Raw genomic sequence first — 16,777 nt, 5'->3', positions numbered from 1 at the left:
AGGGATCGAGCGGAGACAGTTCGGGAGGATCAGGAACGGGAGTAGAACGGCAGCGCGACGACCCGTACGGGCAGGTCCTTGCCGCGCACGTCGACCACGAGCTCGGTGCCGACGTCGGTGAGCTCTGGCCGCACGAAGGCCATGGCGATGGGGTGACCGAGCGTCGGAGACAGGGCGCCCGAGCTCACGGAGCCCACCTCGGAGCCGTCGGGCCCGCGGACCACCGACCCGGCGCGGGCAGCGCGTCGGCCCTCGGCGACCAGGCCCACCAGCACCGGGAGGTCGTCGACCTCGGCGCTCTCGAACGCGGAGCGGCCCACGAAATCCTGCTTGGACGTCAGCGCCGGGAGCCGGCCCAGGCCGGACTGCGACGGGTGCAGGTCGGCACCCAGCTCGTGGCCGTACAGCGGCATTCCCGCTTCGAGGCGGAGGGTGTCGCGGCAGGCGAGACCGCACGGGGTGAGGTCCTCCCCGCCGACCTCGGTCAGCTGCGTCCACAGCTCGACGGCGGTGGCGTCGGGGACGTACAGCTCGAAGCCGTCCTCCCCGGTGTAGCCCGTACGGGCCACCAGGAGGTCCTGGCCGCGATAGGTGCCCGTGAGGAAGCGGTAGTTCTTCATGGCGGTGATGTCCTCGGCACCGATCCCCACGACACCCTCGCCCTCGTCGGCGCTCCCGGCGGCGAGCAGGCGCAGGAGGATCTCCTCGCTGAGCGGTCCCTGCACGGCGAGCAGGGACGTGCCATCGGAGGAATCCTCCACCTCGACGTCGAAGCCGGCCGAGCGGGAAGCGAGCGCTTCAGCGTCCGCGTCGGCATTGGAGGCGTTGGCGACCACCAGGAAGTGGTCGTCGGCCAGGCGATAGGTGATGACGTCATCGATCACGCCGGCGTCCTCGGTCAGCAGCAGCGAGTACTTCGCACGCCCCACGGAGACGGCGGAGAGCTTGCCGGCCAGCGCATGGTCGAGGGCTGCGGCCGCTTCCGGCCCCCGCAGGTGGATCTCTCCCATGTGGCTGAGGTCGAAGAGTCCGGCGCGCTCACGGACAGCGGCGTGCTCGGCGAGATCCGAGTCGTAGCGGACCGGCATCCGCCAGCCCGCGAAATCGGTGAAGGTCGCTCCGAGCGACTCGTGGACGGCCTCCAGCGCTGTGCTGCGCAGGGACTGCTCGACCATGGTGCTCCTTCTCGTCACGGGGCGGGGTCACCGCCCTCTCCGCATCAACCGCGTCGCACGGCACCTGCCAGGGGCCGACGGGGGCGGCACATCGATGTGCCGCGGGCCTCACCATACCGTCCGGTCCGCGCACTCACCGCACGGACGGGGCCTCTCCGTCCGCTCCGGGCTCTCGACGCGAAGAACGTCTGTCGGGAGGGGAGTACCTAGTACGGTGGCCCCGTGACAAAGGAAGGCACGAGCGACTGGCCGGTCCGGATCCCCACGCCTCGCCTGGTGATCCGCCCGCCAGGGGACGCCGACCGCGAGGCGATGATCCGTCTCCTGACCGATCCCGTCACCCGGGAGTACCTGGGGGGCTCCGTGGACTACGCCTCCCGGCAGGCGCTCGAGCTCTCACCGCTGGGCCTGACCTGGGGTCGTTGGGCTCTGGCCCATCCCGAGGACGACACGATGATCGGGTCGATCACGCTGGACTACGACCGCGGAGAGCTCCAGCTCTCCTATGCGCTGCTGCCGGAATGGACCGGTCAGGGGTACGCCGCCGAGTCCTGCATCGCCCTGCTCACCTGGGCACGTCACGCGCTCGAGGACGACCACGTCATCGCGATCAGCCAGACCCGCAACAAGCGCAGCGTCGCCCTGCTGCGCAAGCTCGGCTTCACGGTGCGCAAAGGCCTCGAGGAGTTCGGCACGCAGCAGCTGCTGATGGAGCGTCCGCTCGCCGAGCCGCTGCCGGCGCAGGCGCAGAGCCTCCAGACCGAGGCGGACCCTCCCCCGCCCACGCGGCGCTGACCTCCTCGCTCGGTCCTGCGGAGGTCTCAGCCCCTCGCGACAGGACAGCTCATGCAGCGCGGCCCGCCGCGGCCGCGACCCAGCTCGTCCCCGGAGAACTCGAGGACCTCCACGCCCTGTGACCGCAGGTAGTCGTTGGTGGACGCGGCCCGCTCGTACGCCACCACCCGGCCCGGGGCGAGGGCGAGCACATTGCAGGAGTCGTCCCACTGCTCGCGCGCCGCGGCATACGCGTCCAGAGGAGCGGTGAGCACCCGCAGGGAGTCGACGCCCATCCCGCGGGCGAGGACCTGGTCCATCTCGTCGGCCGGCCGAGCCCGGGAGTGCAGGCGGTCCCCGGTGCGCTCGATCTCGAACGTCTCCAGCACCCCCAGCGGCCCGTAGCGCAGCATCGACTCCTCATCGACCACCGTCGTGACCGTGTCCAGGTGCATCATCGAGCGCTGGTGGGGCAGAGCGACCGCGATGACGCGCTCCACGGTCCCGTCCTCCAGGAGATCGGCGGCGAGCCGCTCCACTCCGACGGCGCTGGTGCGCTCGGACAGGCCGACGGCCACCACGCGCGGAGACAGCATCATCACGTCGCCGCCCTCGACGGTGGCAGCGCCGGCTCCCTCCGGCCCCAGGATCCTCCGTGGCGCCGCGGTTCCCGAGAACAGGGGATGGTGTCGGTAGATCGCCTCGAGATGGAGGCTCTCGCGGCGTCGGGCGGGAAGGCGCATCGGACTGACCGAGACCATGTCTCCGATCCACGCCGAGGTGTCCCGCGTGAACAGATGGTTGGGCAGCGGGTCCAGGATCAGATGGTCCTCCCGCGCGTTCTGCAGGGACAGCGAGCGCGGGCGCACTCCGAGCGCGCGCAGCTCCGCGACCGTGATGCCCGCGATCAGCACCCTTCCCACCTCGGAGGCGGACAGCTCTGCGAGAGCCTCGGAGAGGTCCTGCACGGCGATGTCGCCGAGCACCGTGGGATCGAGCGCTCCCTCGAGCAGCCGAGCACGCGGCTCGGGCAGATCGAGCAGGTCCGTGAGCAGACGGGTGAGCTCGAGGACCTCGACCCCGTCGGCCTCGAGAAGGCTGGTGAACTCGCGATGCTGCGCCTCGGCCCGGCCTCGCCAGAGCACTTCATCGAAGAGGAGCTCCTCCCGGCTGTCCGGCGTGAGCCGTTCGAGCTCGGGTCCAGGACGGTGCACGATCACCCGACGCAGAGGAGAGATCTCGTCGTGCACGCCGGTGGGCGAGGCCGACTCCGCGCGTTCTGTCATCAAGATCTCCTCATCGAGTCATCGGATGCGAGCACGCTAGCAGGACCCTCCGCCACCGCAGCGCCGTCATGACTACGCTGGTGGTATCCACGTCCACCGCTGCAGGAGGTCCTCATGACCACGCTGTCCATCCCCACCACGACCCTCTCCGACGGCGCGGAGCTCCCGCTGATCGGATTCGGCACCAGCAGCATGAAGGGCACCGGCGCCGTCGAGGGCATCGCCGCGGCGCTGCGCTCCGGCTACCGGCTGATCGACACCGCTGCGCAGTACGGCAACGAGGCCTCCGTCGGAGAGGCGATCCGCGCCAGCGGCGTCGACTCCGACGAGGTGCTCGTGACCACCAAGATCGCCGGCGGCGACCAGGGCCGCGAGGCGGCCCGCACCGGCTACCTCGAGTCCCTGCGCCGCCTCGGCCTGGACAGCGCCGCGCTGGTGCTCATCCACTGGCCCAACCCCTCGCGCGGCCTCGCCGTGGACACCTGGCGCACCCTCATCGACCTCAAGGAGGAGGGCAGGGTCCAGCACATCGGGGTGTCGAACTTCCGTCCCGAGCAGACCGAGGAGCTGGTCGAGGCCACCGGCGTGTGGCCCGAGGTCAATCAGATCCAGCTCTCCCCCGCTCTGCAGCGCCGTGACACGCTGGCCTTCCACCGGGAGCACGGGATCGTCACCGAGGCCTGGGGCCCGCTCGGCGGCCGCGAGGGCCTCGCCGAGCAGTTCGCGCTGCGCAAGGTCGCGGAGAAGCACGGCGTGCAGCCCTCCCAGGTGTCGCTGCGCTGGGCGATCGACCAGGGCATCGTCGTGATCCCGAAGTCCTCCAGCCCCGAGCGCCAGCGCGACAACGCCACCCTCGACCACATCGCACTCGACGATGCGGACCGTGAGCTGCTGGCCTCCCTCGATCTGGGGGAGCAGGCCGCCTGGGACTCCCGGGAGCATGAGGAGTGGTGAGGTCCGGACGCTTCGTCCCCGGACCGGAGCATCAGGAGATCGTCTTCCTGACCGGGTCGGGGATCAGCGCCCGCACGGGCCTGGGCACCTTCCGCGGGCCCGAGGGGCTGTGGACCCTCGCCCCGGAGACGGAGCAGGCGATGCACGCCGAGCTGCTCCCGGAGTCGCTTCCCCAGCTCTGGTCCGTATGGGGCAGGATGGCCGCGATCGCGGCAGAGCACGGCCCCACGCCGGGCCATCGGGCGATCGCCCGGCTCGGCGCCCCGGTGATCACGCAGAACATCGACGGCCTGCATCAGGCCGCCGGCAGCGAGGTCGTCGCCGAGCTGCACGGGAGCGCCCTGTTCGCGGTCTGTCTGTCCTCGGAGTGCCGGTGGCGGGCCCCTCTGGACCCCGGTGACGGCGACCGACCCGAGGACCACGGGGTGCCGGCGACCTGCCCGGAGTGCGGCGCGCCCACTCGGCCGGACGTCGTCCTCTTCGACGAGACGCTGCCCGAGGCTCCGCTCGCGCAGGCGGTGCGCCTGGCTCAGCAGGCGGAGCTGTTCGTGGTCGTCGGCACCAGCAGCACGGTGTTCCCTGCGGCACAGCTCGCCCCGACGGCGAGGGCGCACGGCGCCACCACGGTGCTGATCGACATCGCCCCTCCGCCGGAGACCTCGCTGCGCGCGGTCTTCGACCACATCATCGCGGAGGACGCGCACGAGGTGCTGCCCGACTGGGAGCGCACGCTCAACCAGGTGGGCGGCACCTCGTTCCTCGATCCGTTCTGAACCGCCCGATACTGCTCGGCACGGCTCGGAACGGCTCAGCGCGGCTCCGTACTGCTGCGTCAGATCCAGATCGCCGGGTCTATCTGCACCTCGGGATGTGCGGCTCCCGTGCGCACCTGGGCCGGGACGCCGACGGCGGTGGCGAGCTCAGGGACGTCCTTGACGACCACGGCGTTCGCGCCGACCTGCGCTCCTCGACCGACGACCACCGGGCCGATCACCCGCGCCCCGGCCCCGATGGTGGCGCTGTCCTCGACCGTCGGGTGGCGCTTGGTGCGCTCCATCGAGCGGCCGCCGAGCGTCACCCCGTGGTAGAGCATCACGTCATCGCCCACTTCCGCCGTCTCCCCGATCACCACGCCCATGCCGTGGTCGATGAAGAAGCGGCGGCCGATGGCGGCACCGGGGTGGATCTCCACCCCGGTGAGCGACCGGGCGCCCTGCGCGACCACCATGGCCGGGAGCTTCGCCCCGCGTGCCCACAGTCGGTGGGCCACCCGATGGGTCCAGATGGCGTGCAGCCCCGGGGAGGTGAGCAGGACCGTGAGGTCATCGGTCGCGGCAGGGTCGCGGCGGCGCGCCGCCGCGAGGTCCTCCCGGACCGTCGCGACGGCGTTCATGACCCGGTCGGTCAGGCCGGTGACCATCGGCACGGTCAGTCCGCGTACTCGGCGAACAGCGGGGTCGAGAGGTAGCGCTCTCCGAAGTCCGGCACGATGACCACAATGGTCTTGCCCGCGAACTCCTCGCGAGCGCCGATGCGTGCGGCCGCCTCGATCGCGGCGCCGGAGGAGATGCCCACCAGCAGGCCCTCCGTGCGGGCCACGGTGCGGGCACGGTCCATCGACCTCTCGGCGTCGATGTCCACGACCTCGTCATAGACCTCGCGGTCCAGGATGCTGGGCACGAAGTTCGCGCCGAGGCCCTGGATCTTGTGGGGACCGGCGGCGCCGCCGTTGAGGATCGCGGATTCCTCGGGCTCGACCGCGAAGACCTTCACGTCGCCCTTGCGCTCCTTGAGCACCTGTCCCACGCCGGAGATGGTGCCGCCGGTTCCGATGCCGGAGACCACGGCGTCCACGTCGCCGTCGGTGTCGGTCCAGATCTCCTCAGCGGTGGTGCGGCGGTGCACCTCGAGGTTGGCCGGATTGTCGAACTGCTTGACCTGGACCGCGCCGGTCTCGGCGGCGATCTCCTCGGCCCTGTCGACCGCGCCCTGCATGCCCTTGGCGGGCTCCGTGAGGATCAGCTCGGCACCGAAGGCGCGCAGCAGCATTCGCCGTTCCTTGGACATCGACTCGGGCATCGTGAGGATGACCTTGTACCCGCGGGAGCCGCCGACCATCGCGAGCGCGATGCCGGTGTTGCCGCTCGTCGCCTCGACGATCGTGCCGCCGGGCTGCAGCTGGCCGGAGTTCTCGGCCGCATCGATCATGGCGGCGCCGATGCGGTCCTTGACGGAGTTGGCGGGGTTGTAGAACTCGAGCTTGGCGAGCACGGTGGCCTTGACGTCGTCACCGAGGTGGTTGAGCTTGACCAGCGGGGTGCGACCGATCAGCGCGGAGACATTCTCGTAGACAGGCATGGTTCCTCCTGGTTGGCGGGCCCCTCTGAGAAGACCCACAACGATTGCTTGGACCGATCATAACGTCGACGGCGCGACAGCCGTCCAGAGGGCGTTCATCCTGGGACCCGTCGGCCGACGACCATGCCCCATCCTCCGTTCCGACACGCACGCACCGACCATCGTCGGGACCCTTCCCGGCCGTCCCCCCATAGTGTCTCCCCATGCCTTCCTCTCGTGTCTCCCCCGAGCTCCGCACCCTGCCCTCCGTCGCACCCTCGGTCACCCGAGAGCGGGAACAGCGCTCGGGAGGTCGTGCCGCTGCCGTCGTCACCGGCCTGCTGGCGCTGATGGTCCTGCTCGGGCAGATGACCCTCGCGAGTGCTCCCGCCCGGGCCGAGGCCCCGCACTCCGTGAACGTCACCGACACCTCCGGGGAGGTCGACCCGGAGATCCTCGAGAGCAGGCTCGTCGACGTCGACTTCCGGCGCGATGTGGACCTGGTGGTGCTGGTTCTGGACGTGACGGACTACGGCTTCGAGCAGTCTCAGGACACGGCGCTGAACGACGCCGCGGTCGCCTACTCCCGGGACGCCGCGCCCGAGCTGCTGGCCGCGGACGACGACCACTGGGCCGACGGCACCGTGATCCTCGCCCTGGATCCGGAGAACCGCTTCCTGGGCACCTACGCCGGGGAGGACGTCAAGCTCGACGACCGCGGTTTCGAGAGCGTGCAGGATGCGATGCGCGACAAGGCGGACGACGGGGAATGGGAGGAGTCCCTCGAGGACGGCGCCGAGAAGTACGCAGATCTGCTGGACCGTCCGTGGTGGCAGCATCCCGGAGTGCTGATCGCCGGACTCGTGGTCGTGGGAGGCCTCGCTGTGGGCGCGCTTTCTGCCCTCGGGCTGCGTCGGGCGGCTCGACGACGTGTCGACGACGCGCTGCCCCGCTTCGAGGGCGTGCTGGCGAAGCACCGCCTGACCGCCGCGGCGGCGAGCACCCTGCCCGTCGAGTCCCCCTACGCGGAGGCAGCGCTCAGCGACTACCGGACCTATCTCGAGAAGATCGACGAGGCGACGCAGCTGCGCGCCCGGATCCCGGCCGGGAACGATCGTCCGTGGGGGTGGGGCCTGAAGGGGCGGCAGCGGGAGCAGGCACGCGAGTTCGAGAGCACCGTGACGTACCTCGACGACACCGATGACGACATCATCGCCACGAACGATCTGCTGCATCGCCTCGGCGGCTGGCGCGCGGCCTGGGACCGGGAGCTGCAGCCTCTGCAGGACTCGATCGACGCCCTCGACAGTGCGCTGGACGACGGCGAGGACATCTCGGCGGAAGAGACGGCCGCCGTCGCTGATCTGCTCGAGCTGAGCAGCGACATCTCCGCGGAGATGGGCGAGCTGACGACGAAGCTCGAGGCTGACGAGATCGATCCGGACAGCGCCCTGGAGCGCTTGGACACGCTCACCACCGAGCTGTCCGCGAGCGTCGCCTCGCTGCAGGGCCTGCGGATCTCGCGCCTCGCCGAGGACGACGACGAGGCGGAGGTGATGCGCGACGCCTCGTGGGACGCCGATCTGGAGCACGAGGAGCGTGGGTACCGCTCCGTGCGGGGACGCCGCCACGCGATGGATGCCGCGATCTCCGGGAACCCGACCGACATCTGGCACCTCAGCCCGCTGGTCTGGTACTCCGCCTGGCAGCACGAGTCGAACAGCGATCTGGAGTCGCACCGCAACCCGTCGAGCTCGAGCGGGAGCACCTCGGGCTATTCGGCGGCCTCGGGAGGCTTCTCGGGCGCCGGCAGCTCGAGCAGGTTCTGAGCGCACCCGATCGACTCGGGACGCGGCCGCGCCGAGGACTCCTCGGTCCCGGCGGCCCTCAGACGGTCAGTAGACCATTCCCATGACCTCGCGCACCCGGGCGAGCGTGGCGTCGGCGACCTCGTTCGCCCGCTCGTTCCCGGCGCGGAGCACGGAGAACAGGTACTCGGGGTCCTGCTCGAGCTCGTGGCGACGGGCACGGATCGGGGCGAGGTGCTCGTTGAGGACCTCGGCGGTCATGACCTTGAGCGTGCCGGAGCCCTTGTCCCCGATCTCCTCGGCGATCGACTCGGGGGTGCGGTCCAGGCACTGCGCGGCGATGGTCAGCAGGTTCGCGACCTCAGGGCGGTTCTCCGGGTCGTAGGTGATCACGCGCTCGGAGTCCGTCTTGGCCTTCTTGATCTTCTTGGCCGTCTCGGTCTCGTCCATGCGCAGCATCACGGTGTTCCCGCGCGACTTGCTCATCTTGTGCTCGCCGTCCAGGCCCAGGATGGTCGGCGCCTCCGAGAGCAGCGCGTCGGGCTCGGTGAAGACCTGCTCCCCGTCCGCATAGCGCTCGTTGAAGCGCCGGGCGATGACGCGGGTCTGCTCGATGTGGGGCAGCTGATCGCGCCCCACGGGTACCACGTTGCCGCCGCAGAACAGGATGTCCGCGGCCTGGTGAACCGGGTAGGTGAGCAGGAGCCCGCCCATGGCGGACTTCCCGGCCGCGGCGAGCTCCGCCTTGACGGTGGGATTGCGCTCGAGCTCGGGCTGGGTGACCAGCGACAGGAACGGCAGCATGAGCTGGTTCAGCGCGGGCACCGCCGAATGCGCGAAGAACGTGGAGCGCTCGGGGTCCAGACCCACTGCGAGATAGTCGGTCAGCAGCTCACGCACCGACCCCCTGATATCGCCGATGACCTCACGGTCCGTGATCACCTGGTAGTCGGCGACCAGGACCCAGGTCTCGATGCCCACGTCCTGCAGGCGCACCCGGTTGCGCAACGAGCCGAAGTAGTGGCCGATGTGCAGGGCCCCGGTGGGGCGATCGCCGGTGAGCATGCGCAGCCCCGACGGGTCCTTCTGGATCTTCTCCCACAGTTCGTCGCTGCGTCGCTGGGAGGTGTCATAGCTGGTGCGGGTGCTGGTCGGTTCGCTCACCCATCCATGCTAGCGGGCCGGGCGGGGTTCAGCCCGCCGTGCCGCCCGGGGCCACCGCGGTCGAGCCGCGCACGATCAGCTGGGGCCGCACCACGACCTCCGTGCGCGCCGGGCGCCGCGAATCCTCGCCTCCGCCGAGCGCTGCGCGCACGGCAGCGCGGGCGATCGACGCCACCGCCTGGCGCACCGTGGTCAGGGGCGGGTCGGTCAGGCCCGCCCAGAAGACGTCGTCATAGCCCACCACAGAGACGTCCTCCGGGACGCGCAGCCCTTGGGAGCGGATGCCCTCGAGCGCACCGGCCGCCATCACGTCGGACCCGCAGACGATCGCTGTCGCCCCCCGGGAAAGGAGATCACGAGCGGCCTCGTAGCCCCCGGCGTAGGAGAAGTCGGTGAACGCTGCCGGCCAGGCATCCTCAGGGAACGACCGCGCCACCTCCTCGAAGACGGCGAGCTTCTCGCGTACCGGCCACGTGTGCTCATCACCCACGGCGAGGCCGATCCGGCGGTGGCCGAGGTCCTGGAGGTGGGTGAGCGTCAGCCGCATGGCGTGCTCGTCGTCGGTGGAGAGGAAGGCGGCGTCGAGGTCGTCCCGCACACCGTTGACAAGCACGAGCGGGACGCCGGCGCCGACCACCTCGCGGTAGTGGTCGACCGGCCCGCGCTGCTGGGCGTGATGACCGGAGACGACGATGATCGCCGTTGCCCCAGCATGCAAGAAGCGATGCAAGATTTCGCGCTCTCGCTCCACGGTGCGGGCGCGCATGCCCACCAGCGCGGACGCCCCACGCTCGAATAGCTCCGCTTCGATCCGCTCGGTCCACGCCGCGAACACCTGGTTGTCGAGATCCGGCACGAGCACACCGACCAGCGGTCCCGACCCCGTCACCTCCGGCGCGACATCGCGTCCCAACTCCCTGGCCACCCGGATGACCGTATCGCGCGTGGCGTCGTTGACCCCGGTTTTGCCGTTGAGCACCCGGGAGACCGTGGCCTCACTGACCCCGGCGGCGTGGGCGATGTCTATCAGTCGTGCCATCCCCTCATCCTTCCAGACGCGCGCATCCCCGCCCGTCACCGGATCGATACCTGCAAGTTCTTGCCCAGTCTTGCACAACCAGGCTCACTCGATCTAGTGTCTCCCTCATCGAGCACCGCCAATGGAAGCCGGTCGCTCCACGATTCGAAGGAGAAGACGTGCAGATTCGTCGAAAGAGTTTCCTCGCCCTCAGCGGCGCCGCAGCCGGTTCCGCGCTGCTCGCCGCGTGCGGCGGGGACGAGACCGCAGCTGGTTCGAGCGACGCGGGCGGGGCCTCCGATGCCGGTGGCGCCGAAGAGGGTGCGGCGCCCGCCCGCGCCGACGCCGATCTCGTGATCTGGACCGATGAGGAGAAGGCCGCCTCGCTCGAGGAGCCCGTCGCGACCTGGGGCGAGGCCAACGGCCTTTCCGTCGCGGTGCAAATCGTCGCCGATGATCTTCAAGGCAACTTCATCACCGCCAACCAGGCCGGCAACGGCCCGGACATGATCGTCGCCGCCCACGACTGGATCGGGAACCTGGTTCAGAACGGCTCGATCTCCCCCGTGCAGCTGCCCGGCGACGCCACGGAGGACATCGCACCGATCGGGCTGGAGGCCGTCACCTATGACAGTCAGACGTACGGTGTGCCCTACGCGGTGGAGACTCTGGTGATGTTCGCGAACAAGGAGCTCACCGACGTCCCCGAACCCAAGACCGTCGAGGAGATGGTCGCCGCCGGCGAGGCCGGTGGCGCGGACAACGTACTGTCCCTGCCGGTCGGCGAGCAGGGCGACGCTTACCATATGGAGGCTTTCTACTCCTCCGCCGGCGGGTACCTCTTCGGCACGGACACCGAGGGGGACTTCGATCCGTCCGACGTGGGCGTGGGCCAGGAGGGCTCGATCTCCGCGGGCGAGAAGATCAAGGAGCTCGGCGACCAGGGCGTGCTGTCCACGTCGATCACCGGCGACAACGCGATCTCGCTGTTCACCGACGGGAAGGCCGCCTACCTGGTCTCCGGCCCGTGGGCGCTCGAGGACATCCGCACTGCCGAGATCGACTTCGCCATGGGTCCGGTCCCCGGCTTCGAGGGCCTCGAAGCGGCCGTGCCGTTCGCGGGCGTCAACGCGTTCTACGTCGCCGCCGGCGGCAAAAACCCCGCAATCGCCCAGCAGTTCGCGACTGCGGTGGCGTCCTCTCCCGACATCGTCGAGCAGATGTTCCCCCGCAACGAGCTGCCCCCGGTGAACCTCACGCTGCAGGAGAAGCTCGCGGCGGACTTCCCCGAGATCGTGAAGATCGCCGAGCTCGCCGAGGGCGCGGGCCCGATGCCCGCACTCCCGGAGATGGCCACGATCTGGGAGCCGCTCGGCCAGGCCCAGGCGAACATCGTCGGCGGCGCCGATCCGGAGTCCACGATGACCTCCGCCGGTGAGGAGATCACCAGCCAGATCGGCTGATCCCTCGCCGTCGCGGGCGGGGCGCAGCGCAGGCACGCTGCATCCCGCCCGCTCCCTGCCGAGCTCGGCGTCCTCTGTGCACCCCCGCCGTCAGCGCCCCGTCGGCCCCGGTTCCAGGACGCCGCTCGGCCCGATCTGCCGTCTCGCGCCCCGGTATCCCTCATCCCTGCATCCCTGCATCCCTGAATCCCTGAATCCCTGAATCCCTGAATCCCTGAATCCCTGCTTCACCGAAAGGCAGCGTCGCCATGCCCTCCACCCATGCGCCCGCGCACCGTGAACGCACCACCACGATCCCGACGATCCTGGCGCGCGTGCTGTTCCTCGGCGCCGTGCTCGCCGTGGCCGCGTTCTCCGTCCCGGTCATGATCCAGCTGCAGCAGTGGATGTGGCTGAGCATCGTGGTCCTCGCGACGATCGCGATCTTCGCGCTGTACTCCACGAAGCGCTTCGTGCCGGGCAAGTACCTCTTCCCCGGCACCTTGTTCCTAGTGGTCTTCCTGATCACCCCGATCATCCTCACGATCGGCTATTCCTTCACGAACTTCGGCGACGGCACGCGCGGCACCAAGGAGCAGGCGATCGACTCGATCGTGGCCAACTCCGTGCAGCAGTCCGACGATTCCACCTGGTACAACCTCTCCGTCGCGACCCAGGGCGACCCGGTCGAGGGACCGTTCACTCTGTTCCTCGTGGATCCGGGGACCGGCACCGTCTACCAGGGGGACGAGACTGCACCGGTCCAGGAGGTCCCGTCCGGAGACGTCGAGGTGACCTCGGGCTTCGTGACCGACGCGGACGGATACACGATTCTCGACGCCCGCGAGGTCAACACCGCGTACGACACGATCCAGCAGCTCGCGGTCCCGATCACCGATTCCGAGGCCGTCCGTATCCAGGGCGCGAACCAGGCCTTCGAGGGCAGCACCGTGCTCAGCTACGACGAGGCCAGCGACACCCTGACCGACTCCCGCAGCGGCGAGGTCTATTCGGTGGGCACCGTCGGCGACACCGAGTACTTCGTGAACGCCGACGGCGAGCGCGCCTTCAGCCAGTCCTGGCTCCAGGGCGTGGGACTCAGCAACTACGAGCGCCTGTTCACCAACGCCGGCATCGCCAAGCAGTTTGGGGCCGCCTTCGTCTGGACCCTGGTATTCTCTATCGGCTCCGTGCTGCTCACCTTCGTGGTCGGCTTCGCGCTCGCACTGGTGCTGAACGACGAGCGGGTCAAGGGTCGACGTCTCTACCGCTCGGTGCTGCTCATGCCCTATGCGGTGCCCGGGTTCATCTCGCTGCTGGTGTGGTCGAACTTCTACAACCGCGACTTCGGCCTGATCAACGAGACCCTCGGGCTGCATCTGAACTGGATGGGCGATCCCACGCTGGCCAAGGCCGCGGTGCTGCTGACGAACCTGTGGATGGGTTTCCCGTACATGTTCATCGTCTCCACCGGCGCGCTGCAGTCGATCCCGAGCGACGTCATGGAAGCCGCCCGCATGGACGGCGCGAGCCGTCTGCAGACCACGATCAAGGTGGTCACCCCTCTGCTGCTGGTCGCCGTCGCTCCCCTTCTGGTGGCATCCTTCGCCTTCAACTTCAACAACTTCAACGCGATCCAGCTGCTCACCGAAGGCGGACCGTTCCTGCCCGGTGAGTACACCCGCGGAGGCACCGACATCCTGATCTCCATGATCTACCGCATCGCCTTCGGAGGCTCGGGCGCCGACTTCGGCTTCGCCTCGGCGGTCTCCGTCGCGCTGTTCGCCCTCACCGGTGTGCTCGCAGCGATCCAGTTCCGGTTCACCACTGTCCTCGAAGACGTCAACTGAGAGGGGTCCCCACGATGAGCATCTCCACCCCCACCCCCGCCCATTCCCTGTCGCCCGGGGCCTCACAGGAGCCGTCGAGCGCTCCGCACCGGATGCCGTTCGCCCGCTGGATGTCGGAGATCGGCTGGCGTCACGTCGTCGCGGTCGCGGCCATGGCCTTCGCGATCTTCCCGATCCTGTTCGTCGTCTCGGCGTCACTGAACCCGCTGGGCACCGTGTCCTCCTCGGGCCTGCTGCCGACGGCGTTCAGCCTGACCCACTATCAGGAGCTGCTCCGCGGTGCCCGCGGGCCCTTCCTGCAGTGGTACCTCAACACCGTCATCGTCTGCGGCGTCGTCGCCCTTGTCCAGGTATTCCTGTCCACCCTGGCCGCCTACGCCTTCAGTCGTTTCCGGTTCACCGGGCGCCGGATCGGGCTGCTCTCGCTGCTGCTGGTCATGATGTTCCCCGCGATCCTGGCGATGATCGCCGTCTACACGATGCTCTCCGGACTGGGCCAGGTCGTCCCCTTCCTGGGGCTGAACTCCCTGCCCGGCTACATCGTGGTGCTCCTGGGAGGCTCGCTCGGTCAGGTCTGGCTGATCAAGGGCTTCTTCGACACCGTGCCCAAGGAGCTGGACGAGGCGGCCATCATCGACGGCTGCACCCACTGGCAGGTGTTCACGAAAATACTGCTGCCCACGCTCACCCCGATCCTCGCCACCACGGTGCTGCTGGCCCTGGTGGGCGTGCTGAGCGAATTCCTGCTGGGCTCGATCTTCCTCACGGCCGACGACAAGAAGACCCTCGCGGTGGGTCTGTACGGCCTGCTCCAGGGAGACCGCTCGAACAATCTGGGCGTCTTCGCGGCTGGGTCGGTGATGATCATGATCCCGGTGATCATCCTGTACCAGTTCCTCCAGCGCTACATCGTAGGCGGCGCCACCGCGGGCGCCGTAAAGGGTTGAGGTGATCCCGATGAACCAGGTCCCCGCGCCGTCGGCGGAGCCGCCCTCCACCTCCTTCGATGCCCTCGGAGTCGACGCCACCGGTGTCCCGCTGATCGAGCAGCCCCATCACGACTCGGGTCCGTGCTTCGTGGCCGGCGACGCCCCCGCCCTCGACGCACGATCGACGCTGCGCGTGTGGGTTCCCATCGCCTACCCGGCTTCCGCGCTCGCCCTGCGCACGGTGAGCGACGGGGAGATCCGCACCTCCGAGCTCCACGTCGCCGCCCAGGACTCCACAGGCACCTGGTGGGAGGCGGAGCTGAGCCTCACGAACCCGGTCATGCCCTACCGATTCTGCGTGCTCGCCCCGCAGGGATCCGTGAGCCCCTCGGGTGCCGCGGTCCCCTCCTACGCCTGGCTCACCGCCGCAGGCCTCGTGCCCTGGGATGTCTCTGACGCCACGGACTTCCGTCTGCTCGCCCACGAGCCGGCTCCAGACTGGGTGGACGACGCGATCGTGTACCAGATCTTCCCCGACCGCTTCTCCCGCAGCACCCGGATGCCTCTGGACGCGGACGGTCGCCCGGCGCCTGCGGACTTGCCCTGCTGGGCGGTCCCGATGGCTTGGGAGGACGAGCCCGCGATGCACGGCGAGCTCACCGGCCGGCAGTTCTTCGGCGGTGATCTCGACGGGATCCTGGAGCGTCTGGACCACATCGCGTTACTCGGCGCGAACACCCTCTATCTCACGCCGGTGTTCCCGGCGGGCTCGGTGCACCGCTACGACGCCTCGGCCTTCGACCATGTCGATCCTCTGCTCGGCGGCGACGACGCCCTCGTGCGCCTCTCCACGGCTCTCCACGAACGGGGGATGCGCCTGCTGCTGGATCTCACGACACACCACACCGGCGACACCCATGAATGGTTCCGCGCCGCCCAGGCCGATCCTGAGTCCATCGAAGCGGGCTTCTACCTCTTCGAGGAGCATCCCCACCAGTACGCCAGCTGGCTGGACGTGCCCACCCTGCCCAAGCTCGACCAGCGCAACGCGGAGCTGCGATCGCGGCTGACCCGCGGGGCAGGCAGCGTCGTCGGCCGATATCTCTCCGCTCCTTTCGCAGCCGACGGCTGGCGGATCGACGTGGCCAACATGACCGGCCGCCACGGCACGGTGGACCTCACGCACGAGGTGGCTCGCGAGATCCGCGCCACGATGCGCGAGGTCACGGACTCCCGAGGACAGAGCCGTGCGCACAGCGCCTGGCTCGTCGCAGAGCACGGGCACGACGCCACAGCGGACCTCGCCGGTGACGGCTGGCACGGCACTATGAACTACGCGGGCTTCACCCGTCCGCTGTGGGCATGGCTCGCGGATCCCGAGAGCGACCTGAACTGGCTGGGGCTGCCGATGACCCTGCCGCGTCTGCCCGGCACCTCCATCTGGCGCACCCTGCGCGACTACAACGCCCAGATGCCCTGGCCATCCCGCGCCCACTCGCAGAACCAGCTGTCCAGCCATGACACACCCCGCACCCGGACCGTCGTCGGAAGCCGGGAGCGCCAGCTCGCCGCCGTGGCAGCGCTGGCCACCCTGCCCGGCGTGCCCACCGTGTTCGCCGGCGACGAGCTGGGCGCGCAGGGCGAGAACGGGGAGCATTCGCGCGCCCCGATGCCGTGGGAGGCGATCGACCGGGGCGACGGCGAGCGCATCGATCTCGGCATCCTCGAGGCGACCCGTCTGCTGCTGGGCCTGCGCCGCGAGCTGGTCGCGCTGCGCCGCGGGGGGCTGCGCTGGCTGCACGCCGGCACTGACGCCCTGGTCTACGCCCGGACCCATCCGGACGGGGACGTCCTCGTGCATCTCGCCCGTGGCGCCCATGACGAGATCGTGATCGGAACCGATAGCCTGCCCGGCGCCCCCAGCGCCACGGTGCACACCGAGGTCGGCGGAGCGAACGCCCGCCACGACCGTGGAGTCCTCCGCCTGGACGCGTCCGATGCCGGAGCCAGCATCACCCGCCTCGACTCCGGAGCGTGACT

At 69.6% G+C, this 16,777-nt stretch carries 14 protein-coding genes; 8 read left to right on the top strand and 6 right to left on the bottom strand.

The features are described 5' to 3' along the window. Positions 1 to 29: 29 nt before the first annotated feature. Positions 30 to 1,175 carry a glycine cleavage system aminomethyltransferase GcvT gene (gene gcvT / locus CIK71_RS14080; RefSeq protein WP_096166307.1) on the bottom strand — a complete coding sequence of 382 codons (1,146 nt, stop codon included), beginning with the start codon at positions 1,173 to 1,175 and terminating at the stop codon, positions 30 to 32. A gap of 222 nt (positions 1,176 to 1,397) precedes the next feature. On the opposite strand from gcvT, the gene CIK71_RS14075 reads away from it, so the two are divergent. Further along, positions 1,398 to 1,970 (top strand): GNAT family N-acetyltransferase, encoded by a 573-nt coding sequence (locus CIK71_RS14075; RefSeq protein WP_096166306.1) that lies wholly within the window; start codon positions 1,398 to 1,400, stop codon positions 1,968 to 1,970. A 26-nt stretch (positions 1,971 to 1,996) separates the two neighbouring features. On the opposite strand, the gene CIK71_RS14070 is transcribed toward CIK71_RS14075, so the two are convergent. Then, positions 1,997 to 3,235, bottom strand: coding sequence for an arginine deiminase (locus CIK71_RS14070; RefSeq protein WP_096166305.1), 1,239 nt, complete (start codon positions 3,233 to 3,235; stop codon positions 1,997 to 1,999). Between the two features lie 114 nt (positions 3,236 to 3,349). Here CIK71_RS14070 and CIK71_RS14065 point away from each other — a divergent pair, with 114 nt between their 5' ends. Together CIK71_RS14065 and CIK71_RS14060 are read left to right on the top strand one after the other, a co-directional pair. After that, positions 3,350 to 4,189, top strand: coding sequence for an aldo/keto reductase (locus CIK71_RS14065; RefSeq protein WP_096166304.1), 840 nt, complete (start codon positions 3,350 to 3,352; stop codon positions 4,187 to 4,189). Continuing rightward, the gene (locus CIK71_RS14060; RefSeq protein ID WP_241964057.1) at positions 4,186 to 4,962 is read left to right on the top strand and encodes an SIR2 family NAD-dependent protein deacylase; all 777 of its coding nucleotides are present in this window, start codon (positions 4,186 to 4,188) and stop codon (positions 4,960 to 4,962) included. Before CIK71_RS14065 ends, CIK71_RS14060 begins: the two co-directional genes overlap by 4 nt. Before the next feature lie 59 nt (positions 4,963 to 5,021). On the opposite strand, the gene epsC is transcribed toward CIK71_RS14060, so the two are convergent. Continuing rightward, positions 5,022 to 5,609: a serine O-acetyltransferase EpsC gene (gene epsC, locus CIK71_RS14055; protein WP_096166416.1), complete on the bottom strand. Its 588-nt coding sequence runs from the start codon at positions 5,607 to 5,609 to the stop codon at positions 5,022 to 5,024. 8 nt (positions 5,610 to 5,617) lie between these two features. Beyond that, positions 5,618 to 6,547 carry a cysteine synthase A gene (gene cysK, locus CIK71_RS14050; RefSeq protein WP_096166302.1) on the bottom strand — a complete coding sequence of 310 codons (930 nt, stop codon included), beginning with the start codon at positions 6,545 to 6,547 and terminating at the stop codon, positions 5,618 to 5,620. 203 nt (positions 6,548 to 6,750) lie between these two features. Here cysK and CIK71_RS14045 point away from each other — a divergent pair, with 203 nt between their 5' ends. Next, positions 6,751 to 8,355: a DUF5129 domain-containing protein gene (locus CIK71_RS14045; RefSeq protein ID WP_096166301.1), complete on the top strand. Its 1,605-nt coding sequence runs from the start codon at positions 6,751 to 6,753 to the stop codon at positions 8,353 to 8,355. 66 nt (positions 8,356 to 8,421) lie between these two features. On the opposite strand, the gene trpS is transcribed toward CIK71_RS14045, so the two are convergent. Together trpS and CIK71_RS14035 are read right to left on the bottom strand one after the other, a co-directional pair. Then, a complete protein-coding gene (trpS, locus tag CIK71_RS14040) occupies positions 8,422 to 9,498 on the bottom strand; it encodes a tryptophan--tRNA ligase (RefSeq protein WP_096166300.1) in 1,077 nt (358 codons plus the stop codon). A 28-nt stretch (positions 9,499 to 9,526) separates the two neighbouring features. Next, positions 9,527 to 10,537 carry a LacI family DNA-binding transcriptional regulator gene (locus tag CIK71_RS14035; protein ID WP_096166299.1) on the bottom strand — a complete coding sequence of 337 codons (1,011 nt, stop codon included), beginning with the start codon at positions 10,535 to 10,537 and terminating at the stop codon, positions 9,527 to 9,529. A 158-nt stretch (positions 10,538 to 10,695) separates the two neighbouring features. Here CIK71_RS14035 and CIK71_RS14030 point away from each other — a divergent pair, with 158 nt between their 5' ends. The 4 genes from CIK71_RS14030 to CIK71_RS14015 all read left to right on the top strand — a co-directional run bounded on the left by CIK71_RS14030 (position 10,696) and on the right by CIK71_RS14015 (position 16,775). Then, positions 10,696 to 11,979, top strand: a complete 1,284-nt coding sequence (locus CIK71_RS14030) for a sugar ABC transporter substrate-binding protein (RefSeq protein WP_096166298.1) — start codon at positions 10,696 to 10,698, stop codon at positions 11,977 to 11,979. A 248-nt stretch (positions 11,980 to 12,227) separates the two neighbouring features. Beyond that, positions 12,228 to 13,808, top strand: a complete 1,581-nt coding sequence (locus CIK71_RS14025; RefSeq protein ID WP_096166297.1) for an ABC transporter permease subunit — start codon at positions 12,228 to 12,230, stop codon at positions 13,806 to 13,808. A 92-nt stretch (positions 13,809 to 13,900) separates the two neighbouring features. Continuing rightward, a complete protein-coding gene (locus CIK71_RS14020; RefSeq protein ID WP_377805754.1) occupies positions 13,901 to 14,755 on the top strand; it encodes a sugar ABC transporter permease in 855 nt (284 codons plus the stop codon). Positions 14,756 to 14,765: 10 nt separating this feature from the next. Further along, positions 14,766 to 16,775, top strand: a complete 2,010-nt coding sequence (locus CIK71_RS14015) for an alpha-amylase family glycosyl hydrolase (RefSeq protein WP_096166296.1) — start codon at positions 14,766 to 14,768, stop codon at positions 16,773 to 16,775. Positions 16,776 to 16,777 lie beyond the last annotated feature (2 nt).

The sequence above is a fragment of the Brachybacterium alimentarium genome (assembly GCF_002332425.1).
Lineage (GTDB): Bacteria > Actinomycetota > Actinomycetes > Actinomycetales > Dermabacteraceae > Brachybacterium > Brachybacterium alimentarium.
This window is presented reverse-complemented; position numbering and strand designations above follow the sequence as displayed.

Coding starts and splice junctions, on each gene's coding strand:
- CIK71_RS14045 (WP_096166301.1), top strand. CDS start 6,751: ATGCCTTCCTCTCGTGTCTCCCCCGAGCTCCGCACCCTGCCCTCCGTC.
- gcvT (WP_096166307.1), bottom strand. CDS start 1,175: ATGGTCGAGCAGTCCCTGCGCAGCACAGCGCTGGAGGCCGTCCACGAG.
- CIK71_RS14065 (WP_096166304.1), top strand. CDS start 3,350: ATGACCACGCTGTCCATCCCCACCACGACCCTCTCCGACGGCGCGGAG.
- epsC (WP_096166416.1), bottom strand. CDS start 5,609: ATGGTCACCGGCCTGACCGACCGGGTCATGAACGCCGTCGCGACGGTC.
- CIK71_RS14015 (WP_096166296.1), top strand. CDS start 14,766: ATGAACCAGGTCCCCGCGCCGTCGGCGGAGCCGCCCTCCACCTCCTTC.
- CIK71_RS14070 (WP_096166305.1), bottom strand. CDS start 3,235: ATGACAGAACGCGCGGAGTCGGCCTCGCCCACCGGCGTGCACGACGAG.
- CIK71_RS14025 (WP_096166297.1), top strand. CDS start 12,228: ATGCCCTCCACCCATGCGCCCGCGCACCGTGAACGCACCACCACGATC.
- cysK (WP_096166302.1), bottom strand. CDS start 6,547: ATGCCTGTCTACGAGAATGTCTCCGCGCTGATCGGTCGCACCCCGCTG.
- CIK71_RS14035 (WP_096166299.1), bottom strand. CDS start 10,537: ATGGCACGACTGATAGACATCGCCCACGCCGCCGGGGTCAGTGAGGCC.
- CIK71_RS14020 (WP_377805754.1), top strand. CDS start 13,901: ATGCCGTTCGCCCGCTGGATGTCGGAGATCGGCTGGCGTCACGTCGTC.